Annotated in this window: 9 protein-coding genes and 1 pseudogene; 7 read left to right on the top strand and 3 right to left on the bottom strand. The window is 63.7% G+C overall.

Annotated elements, in window-relative coordinates:
* Window positions 1-356, top strand: a pseudogene (locus EOA75_RS34185) (ribonuclease E/G); the annotation flags it as partial.
* Window positions 357-457: 101 nt separating this feature from the next.
* Here EOA75_RS34185 and EOA75_RS24540 read toward each other — a convergent pair.
* The gene (locus EOA75_RS24540) at window positions 458-1,384 is read right to left on the bottom strand and encodes a glutaminase (protein WP_164747536.1); all 927 of its coding nucleotides are present in this window, start codon (window positions 1,382-1,384) and stop codon (window positions 458-460) included.
* Window positions 1,385-1,389: 5 nt separating this feature from the next.
* A complete protein-coding gene (locus EOA75_RS24535; RefSeq protein ID WP_127325368.1) occupies window positions 1,390-2,538 on the bottom strand; it encodes an aminotransferase class I/II-fold pyridoxal phosphate-dependent enzyme in 1,149 nt (382 codons plus the stop codon).
* Window positions 2,539-2,745: 207 nt separating this feature from the next.
* On the opposite strand from EOA75_RS24535, the gene EOA75_RS24530 reads away from it, so the two are divergent.
* The 6 genes from EOA75_RS24530 (at window position 2,746) to aat (ending at window position 8,080) form a co-directional block, all read left to right on the top strand.
* Window positions 2,746-4,137 (top strand): M48 family metalloprotease, encoded by a 1,392-nt coding sequence (locus tag EOA75_RS24530; protein WP_127325367.1) that lies wholly within the window; start codon window positions 2,746-2,748, stop codon window positions 4,135-4,137.
* 57 nt (window positions 4,138-4,194) lie between these two features.
* Complete coding sequence (locus tag EOA75_RS24525; protein ID WP_127243510.1) at window positions 4,195-4,998, top strand: DsbA family protein; 804 nt, start codon at window positions 4,195-4,197, stop codon at window positions 4,996-4,998.
* 200 nt (window positions 4,999-5,198) lie between these two features.
* Complete coding sequence (gene aroQ / locus EOA75_RS24520; protein WP_066989889.1) at window positions 5,199-5,633, top strand: type II 3-dehydroquinate dehydratase; 435 nt, start codon at window positions 5,199-5,201, stop codon at window positions 5,631-5,633.
* A gap of 26 nt (window positions 5,634-5,659) precedes the next feature.
* On the top strand, window positions 5,660-6,127 hold the full coding sequence (gene accB / locus EOA75_RS24515; protein WP_067321651.1) for an acetyl-CoA carboxylase biotin carboxyl carrier protein: 468 nt from the start codon (window positions 5,660-5,662) through the stop codon (window positions 6,125-6,127).
* A gap of 19 nt (window positions 6,128-6,146) precedes the next feature.
* Entirely contained in the window at window positions 6,147-7,490 is a 1,344-nt protein-coding gene (gene accC, locus EOA75_RS24510) for an acetyl-CoA carboxylase biotin carboxylase subunit (protein WP_127325366.1), read from the top strand.
* Window positions 7,491-7,513: 23 nt separating this feature from the next.
* Window positions 7,514-8,080 carry a leucyl/phenylalanyl-tRNA--protein transferase gene (gene aat / locus EOA75_RS24505; RefSeq protein ID WP_127325365.1) on the top strand — a complete coding sequence of 189 codons (567 nt, stop codon included), beginning with the start codon at window positions 7,514-7,516 and terminating at the stop codon, window positions 8,078-8,080.
* Between the two features lie 60 nt (window positions 8,081-8,140).
* On the opposite strand, the gene EOA75_RS24500 is transcribed toward aat, so the two are convergent.
* A partial coding sequence (locus EOA75_RS24500) for a hypothetical protein (RefSeq protein WP_127325364.1) occupies window positions 8,141-8,435 on the bottom strand: 295 nt, incomplete at its 5' end.

The following is an 8,435-nucleotide window of genomic DNA, read 5'->3' as shown; positions in this document are numbered from 1 at the left end:
AAGAGCAGGCCGCGCCCTCGCCCGCCAATGAGGATGTCGCGGAAACGGAGAAGCCGAAGAAGCCTCGCCGTGCACCGCGATCGAAGAAGGCTGTCGAGGAAACCGTCTACGAGAAAGCGCCCGAGCGGGCGGCGGAACTTCCCGCTGAACCTGCGGCCGCCGAACCGGAGCTGACAGCGGCCGCTGCTGCTCCGACCGAGGCCGAAGCGCAGGTCAATGCCCATCCGACGCGGCGCAAACCACAGTCGATCGACACGCCGGCTGTCCCCGTCGTTTCGTCCAACGTCAGCGAGGAAGCCAAGACCGAAGGAAAGCCGAAGCGTGCCGGCTGGTGGCAGCGGAAGGGCTTTTTCTAAGCTCTGTCAGCTCATTAGGCTTAGTTGTTAAACAGAAGATCCCGTGCCGCCCGGCGCGGGATTTTCGTTTTCTGGCCTTCCAATCTTGCGCCCAGCACCTGCTAAGGCGCGAAGATCGACCAGTTCATCATCCTGGCGAGCTTCTCAAGCGCTATGGAGCCGAGCTTTGAATTGCCGTTCTCGTTGAGGCCGGGGGACCAGACGGCGAGCGAGGCGACGCCCGGCACGATGCCAAGAATACCGCCGCCGACGCCACTCTTACCCGGAATGCCGACACGGAAGGCGAAATCGCCGGAGCCGTCATAGTGGCCGCAGGTCAGCATCAGCGCGCCGATGCGGCGCGCACGCTCGGTCGACACTACCGACAGCCCGGTCGCCGGGTTCCGACCGCCATTGGCGAGGAAGCGGCCGGCCATGGCGAGCTGCCGGCAGCTCATGGCGATGGCGCAATGATGGAAGTAGACGCCCAGCGCCAGCTCCGGCTCATGGTCGAGATTGCCAAAGGACTTCATGTAATTGGCCAGAGCGAAGTTGCGGTAGCCGGTAGCGCGTTCCGAGGCCGCGACCTCGCGGTCGATGATGATCGTGTCGTCGTCGGCCAGGAATTGGACGAAGCGCAGGATCTCGCCGATCGCCTCGCGCGGCTGGTGGCCGGCAAGCAGGATGTCGGATACGACGATGGCGCCGGCGTTGATGAACGGATTGCGCGGAATGCCGCTCTCATGCTCGAGCTGGACGATCGAGTTGAACGGATTGCCCGACGGCTCGCGGCCGACACGCTGCCACAACGCATCGCCGACCTTGCCCAGCGCCAGGGTCAGCGTGAACACCTTCGAGACGCTCTGGATCGAAAAGGGCTGATCGGCATCGCCGGCAAGGATGATGCGCCCGTCATTGGTCACGGCGGCAATGCCGAATTTCGGATCGACCTTGCCGAGCTGCGGGATATAGGTGGCGACATCGCCGCGATCGCTGCGCTCGGTCATTTCGGCGGCCACTTCCGCCAGCGCCTGTTCAAGCTCGGGCATGGCGTCTATTTCAGCCAACTTTCGATGCGCGCCAGCGCCTCGACCATGTCGTCATGGCTGCCGGCATAGGAAAAGCGCATGGTGCGATGGCCCTGGAGCGGATCGAAATCACGGCCGGGCGTGGCCGCCACATGCGCCTCGGCCAGCATCTTGCGCGCGAAGGCCATGCTGTCATTGGTGTGCCGCGTGACATCGCAGAAGGCGTAGAACGCGCCGTCCATGGGCGCCGCGAGCGGGAAGCCCAGCTCCGGTAGACGCTTCATCAGCAGGTCGCGGTTCCAGGCATAACGCGCCTTCACCGCTTCCAGCTCTTGCGTGGCATTGAAGGCCTCGATCGCCGCGACCTGCGACAGTTCCGGCGGCGAGATGTAGAGGCTCTGCGCGATGCGCTCGACCGGCCGCACCAGTTCGTCCGGCAGCACCATCCAGCCGATGCGCCACCCGGTCATGCAATAATATTTCGAGAAGGAGTTGATCACCGTCACGCCGGCGCCACAGGCAAGTGCAGTGACGTCGGGCGCGGCATAGGCCAGCCGGTGATAGATTTCGTCCGAGATCACCGCGATGCCAAGCTCGTCCGCGGTCTTCACCAACGCGGAAAGCTCGTCGGCTGGAATGACCGCGCCGGTCGGATTGGCTGGACTGGCAAACAGCACGCCTTTCAACGGCTTCTCGCGGTGTGCGCTCTTCAGGTGGTCGGCATGCAGATAGGCGTCCGAGCCAAGCTCGATCTCGACGATTTCGATGCCAAGCGCGGCCATGATGTTGCGGTAGGCCGGATAGCCGGGCGCGGCGATGGCGACGCGGTCGCCGGGATCGAACATCGCCAGGAAAGCCAGGTTGAAGGCGGCCGACGAGCCGGTAGTGACGGCGATACGGGCGGGCGCGACATCGATCCCGTAATGCTCGCCATAGTGCGCGGCGATTGCCTTGCGCAGCTCCGCCAGGCCAAGAGCATCGGTGTAGCCGATGCGGCCGTGCTTCAGCGCGAGAGCGGCGGCTTCGCGGACGCCGACCGGCGCCGGGTCCGACGGCTGGCCGACCGCCATCGACACCACGGGAATCCCGGTCGCCTTCAGCCGGTTGGCCTCAGCCAGAATATCCATGGCGTGGAACGGCTCGACCTCGCCGCGGCGTGAAAGCGAAACGACCATCTGACTCTTCAGCCTGCCTTTGGTTGGCAAATCCACAGGCAAACCATCGCTCGCTTGCCCTGGAACTGCCGGGAGTTCGACGGCAGCGCCGCACAAATGCCCGATTGGTGTGGGGATCACAAGCGCGCAGGAAGTTATCGGCGCCGACTTTTCATCCTTCGCCCGCTCGTCTACCAGTGGACCTGTCATGTTGAGCCGACCCGAACGATGATCGATAGATCGACCGCAATAGGGCGAACCGCGCGCGGGTTCGCGACGCTCCTGCTTGCCGCCGCCGTCGCGGTGTCCACTTCGCTGAGCGCCTTCGCGCAAGGCGTGCCGGTGGTGCGCGACGCCGAGATCGAGGCGCTGGTGCGCGACTATGCCCGACCGATCTTCAAGGCGGCGGGCCTTGCCAATGACGGGATCGACATCGTTCTCGTCAACGACCAGAGCTTCAATGCGTTCGTGACCGGCCGCCGCCTGTTCATCAACACCGGCGCGCTGGTGACGGCCGAGACGCCGAACGAGATCATCGGCGTCATCGCGCACGAGGCCGGCCATATTGCCGGCGGCCACCAGCAGAAGCTGCGCGATCAACTCGATCGCGCCAAGACCATGGCCATCATCGCCACGTTGCTCGGGGCGGGCGCGATCGTGGCCGGCGCCACCACCAACAGCCGCGGCCTTACCGGCGCCGGCATGGGCGTCGCCGCCGGCGGCGGCGAGATGGCGCAGCGCAGCATCCTTGCTTATCAGCGCGGCGAAGAAATCACCGCCGACCGCTCGGCGATCACCTACCTCAATGCCACCGGCCAGTCCGGCATGGGCATGCTGAAGACCTTCGGGCGCTTCCAGAGCGCGCTTTCGCTGTCGGGCACCCAGCTCGATCCTTACCGGATCAGCCATCCGATGCCCCGGGAGCGCATCGCCAATCTCGAGGTGCTGGTCAAGGCTAGCCCATATGTCAGCCAGGTCGACACGCCTACGCTGCAGCAGCGGCATGACATGATGCGCATCAAGATCGCGGCCTATATGCAAGGCCAGGCGGCTGTGGCGAGGCTGATGCGCAAGAACCCGACCAGCCTTGCCTCGCGCTATGGCGACGCGCAGCAGACCTATCTCTACGGCAATCCTGGCGCCGCGCTGACGAAAACCGCGGCCCTGATCAAGGAACAGCCGAAGAACCCCTATTTCCAGGAACTGCGCGGCGACATCCTGATGAAGGCCAACAGGCCCAAGGACGCCGCGGATGCCTATGCCAAAGCGGCGAGCCTCGACGCGGCGCGGTCCGGCTTGCTGCTGGTCTCGCTCGGCCAGGCGCTGATGGCGATCGGCACGCCGGACTCAATCAACAAAGCGGTGGCGCAGCTCAACAGCGGGATCGGGCGCGACAAGGAAAACGCCGTAGCCTACCGCTACCTGGCTCAAGCCTATGGCGAATTGGGGCAAATCCCGGCCGCCGACCTTGCGACGGCGGAGGGCCATTTCTATTCGGGCGACTATAAGAACGCGAAGATCTTCGCCATGCGCGCTCAACAGAAATTGAAACGCGGCGAGCCCCGCTGGCTTCGCGCGCAGGATATCATAAACTACACGCCATCTAACAAACTCAAGTGAACCTCCCGGCCGCGCGCGGCGACCAGGTTGGACCGGGACAGGCAGAAGGAACTGATCATGAACAAGGCAATCCTGCTCGGCAGCGCCGGCGTGGCGGTAGCGCTCGGCATGCTGGCATTCGGCTTCGTGGCAGGAAGCCCGCAGGCCGCTAAGGCCGACACGACGCAAGCCATCCAGGTCGCCTCGGCGGACAGCAAGATCGACCGCAAGGAGGTCGAAGGCATCATCCGCGACTATCTGCTGAAAAACCCCGAGGTCCTGCTCGAGGTTCAGGACGCGCTCGAGGCCAAGCAGAAGGAAGAGCAGCGGCTCGCCGCACTCGGCGTCATCAAGGATGCGAAGGACGAGATCTTCAACTCCACCTTCGACGGCGTGGTCGGCAACCCGAAGGGCAAAGTCACCATCGTCGAGTTCTACGACTACAATTGCGGCTTCTGCAAACGCGCCATTGAGGACATGAAGGCGCTGACCAAAGCCGATCCGGACCTGCGCTTCGTGCTCAAGGAGTTTCCAATCCTCAGCCCGGATTCGCAAAAGGCCAGCGTGGTCTCGATGGCCTTCCATCTGATGATGCCGGAGAAGTACAGCGAGTTCCACACTGCGCTGCTCGGCAGCCAGGGCCGTGCCACCGAATCCACCGCCATGAAGGTCGCTGTTTCGCTCGGTGCCGACGAGGCGAAGCTGCGCGAGAAGATGAAGGATCCGAGCATCAACGAAGCGCTCTCGCGCACCTACGATCTCGCCACCAAGCTGTCGATCACCGGCACGCCGTCCTATGTGGTCGGCAATGAGGTGGTGTTCGGCGCGCTCGGACAGCAGGTTCTGGCGGAGAAGATCGAGCAGGCCAAGAGCGCGCTCTAGGTTTGGGCATGGTCTTTTCCGAAAACCGCTGCACAGTTTTCGGGATCATGCTCTAAGCGATTGCGAGTCGCGATAACAGGCGGTTTTCCGCCTGTTGTGGACAGCGAAAGAACGTACTTGCGCTCTTTTCGCGGGCGGATATGCCCATTATAGAGGTCCGGCGCGCCGGCTTGAGGCCGGCGCCGAAGAGGTCGGCATATTTGAAAACGATTTTCGTCCTGAACGGTCCCAATCTCAATGCACTCGGCAAGCGCGAGCCGGGGATCTATGGCGGCAAGACGCTTGCCGCCATCGCCGAGGATTGCAAGGCCGCCGGCACGGCGCTCGGGCTCGAGATCGATTTTCGTCAGTCCAATCACGAAGGTGATCTCGTCGACTGGATCCAGGAAGCCGGTGAAAAGGCCGCAGGCATCGTCATCAATCCCGGGGCCTACAGCCATACCTCGATTGCCATTCACGACGCCATCCGCGCCATCGCGCCGCTGCCCGTCGCTGAAGTCCATCTTTCCAATATCCACGCGCGGGAGCCTTTCCGCCACGTCTCCATGGTCGCGCCGGTCGCTGTCGGCATGATCTGCGGGTTCGGGCCACTCGGCTATACGCTTGCGCTGCAGGCACTGGCGGCGCGCCTGTGACCGGCTCCCAAACAGAAGGCTCGAAAATGTCGATAAAGAAGAACGGTGTTGACCAGCAGCTGATCCGCGACTTGGCGGGCATACTGAACGACACCAACCTGACCGAGATCGAGGTCGAGCTCGGCGATCTGAAAGTGCGCGTGTCGCGTCAGTCTCAGGCCGTCCACGCGGTCGCTGCTCCGCTTCCTATGCCGTCCGCGGCGGTTGCCGGGCCGGCTCAGGCGGTAGCGGCCGCGCCCGCGACGGCAGCCGATCCTTCCAAGAACGCCGTGCCCTCGCCGATGGTCGGCACCGCCTATCTCGCGCCCTCGCCCGACGCCAAGGCGTTCATCGAGATCGGCCAGAAGGTGAAGGAAGGCCAGACGCTGCTCATCATCGAAGCGATGAAGACGATGAACCAGATTCCCTCGCCGCGCGCCGGCACGGTGACGGCGATCCTGATCGAGGACGCCCAGCCGGTCGAATACGGCATGCCGCTCGTGGTCATCGAGTAGAGCCGGGAACAGCGGGCAGATGTTCCAAAAAATCCTCATCGCCAATCGCGGCGAAATCGCGCTTCGGGTGCTGCGCGCCTGCAAGGAGCTCGGCATCCAGACGGTGGTGGTCCATTCGACGGCCGATTCCGACGCCATGCATGTGCGGCTTGCCGACGAAAGCGTCTGCATCGGCCCGCCGCCGTCACGCGAAAGCTATCTCAACATTCACCAGATCGTCGCCGCTTGCGAGATCACCGGCGCCGATGCCGTGCACCCGGGCTACGGCTTCCTGTCAGAAAACGCCAAGTTCGCCGATATCCTCGCCGCCCATAACATCACCTTCATCGGCCCTTCGGGCGACCATATCCGCATCATGGGCGACAAGATCGAAGCCAAGCGCACGGCAAAGCGCCTCGGCATCCCGGTGGTGCCTGGTTCGGACGGCGCGATCAGCGACGAGAAGGAAGCAAAGCGCATTGCCGCCGCGATCGGCTATCCGGTGATCATCAAGGCTTCGGCCGGCGGCGGCGGCCGCGGCATGAAGGTCGCCCGCACCGAAGCCGACCTCGAAGTGGCGCTGCAGACCGCCAGATCAGAAGCCGGCGCTGCCTTCGGCGACGACGCCGTTTACATCGAGAAATATCTGGAAAAGCCGCGCCATATCGAATTGCAGGTGTTCGGCGACGGCGCCGGACGCGGCGTGCATTTCGGCGAGCGCGACTGCTCGCTGCAACGCCGCCACCAGAAGGTGTGGGAGGAAGCGAACTCACCGGCCCTCAACGCCGAGGAACGTGCGCGCATCGGCGGCATCTGCGCCAAGGCGATCGCCGATCTTGGCTATTCCGGCGCCGGCACGATCGAATTCCTCTACGAGAACGGTGAATTCTATTTCATCGAGATGAACACACGCCTGCAGGTCGAGCATCCGGTGACCGAAGCGATCACCGGCATCGACCTCGTGCATGAACAGATCCGTGTCGCCTCCGGCGGCGGACTGTCGGTCAAGCAGGAAGACATCAAGTTCAACGGCCACGCCATCGAGTGCCGCATCAACGCCGAGGATCCGCGCACGTTCACGCCGTCGCCCGGTACGATCACGCATTTCCACACGCCGGGCGGCCTCGGCATCCGCGTCGATTCCGGCGTCTATTCCGGCTACCGGATCCCGCCCTATTACGACAGCCTGATCGGCAAACTGATCGTGCATGGCCGCAACCGCGTCGAATGCATGATGCGGCTGCGCCGGGCGCTCGACGAATTCGTTGTCGACGGCATCAAGACGACGCTGCCGCTGTTCCGCGACCTCGTCGGAAATCCGGATATCGCCAACGGCGATTACGACATCCACTGGCTTGAGAAATATTTGGCCACGGCGGAATAGGATCTTGCGGTTATAATGGCGCAATGACTCGTCCCTACGCGCCCGGCTACCGCATCCCGACCGACCTGCTGCTGAAAGCCTATGCCTCGGGCGTGTTCCCGATGGCAGAGAGCGCCACCGACCCGGAAGTGTTCTGGGTGCGGCCGGAGACGCGCGGCATCATCCCGCTCGACGGATTCCACACGCCGCGCAGTCTGAAGAAGACGATCCGCAGGCACCCTTTCGACATCCGCTACGATTTCGACTTCGAGGCGACGATCGACGGCTGCGCGGAAAGGCGCGACGAGCGCCGCTCGACCTGGATCAACGCGCCGATCCGCGAAGCCTATGTCGAGCTCTATCGGCTGGGCCACTGCCATTCCGTCGAGGCGTGGCGCGAGGGCCGGCTGGCCGGCGGTCTCTATGGGGTGTCACTCGGGCGCGTCTTCTTCGGCGAAAGCATGTTCGCCCGGGAAACCGACGCCTCGAAGACCTGCCTCTATTATCTCGTCGAGCGGCTGAACGAACGCCGCTTCGCGCTCCTCGACACGCAGTTCACCACCGAGCACCTGAAGCGCTTCGGCGCCATCGACGTGCCGCGCAGCCGCTAAGAAAAAATGCTGGCCGAGGCCCTGAAGGGCGACGCGGTCTTTTATCCCTGAGATAAGCGGTCACCCGCTCGCAGTTTCAATTGGCGTCTGGGAATGAAACATCATCTTCCAGCCATCGGCGCGATGAACATAGCCGGTGCTGACGAGAGCGGCATAGGGCTCGCCGTTTTCCCGCGTCGCGCGCGCCTCGTAGGTTAGCATGACGATATCGCTGCCGGGTTCGACCATGCCTTTCAGCCGAATGTCGAGATCGCGCCAGCGATTGGGCTTGGTGGCGGTCTTGGCCAGATCGGCATTGGTCATCGCCTGCGCCATCTCCGGAAAGGCGACGAGGCAATCCACATCGGCGTGGGCC

The sequence above is a fragment of the Mesorhizobium sp. M1A.F.Ca.IN.022.07.1.1 genome, assembly GCF_003997575.1.
Lineage (GTDB): Bacteria > Pseudomonadota > Alphaproteobacteria > Rhizobiales > Rhizobiaceae > Mesorhizobium.
The sequence above is the reverse complement of the archived record's forward strand: the minus strand, read 5'-3'. Positions and strand labels throughout refer to the sequence as shown.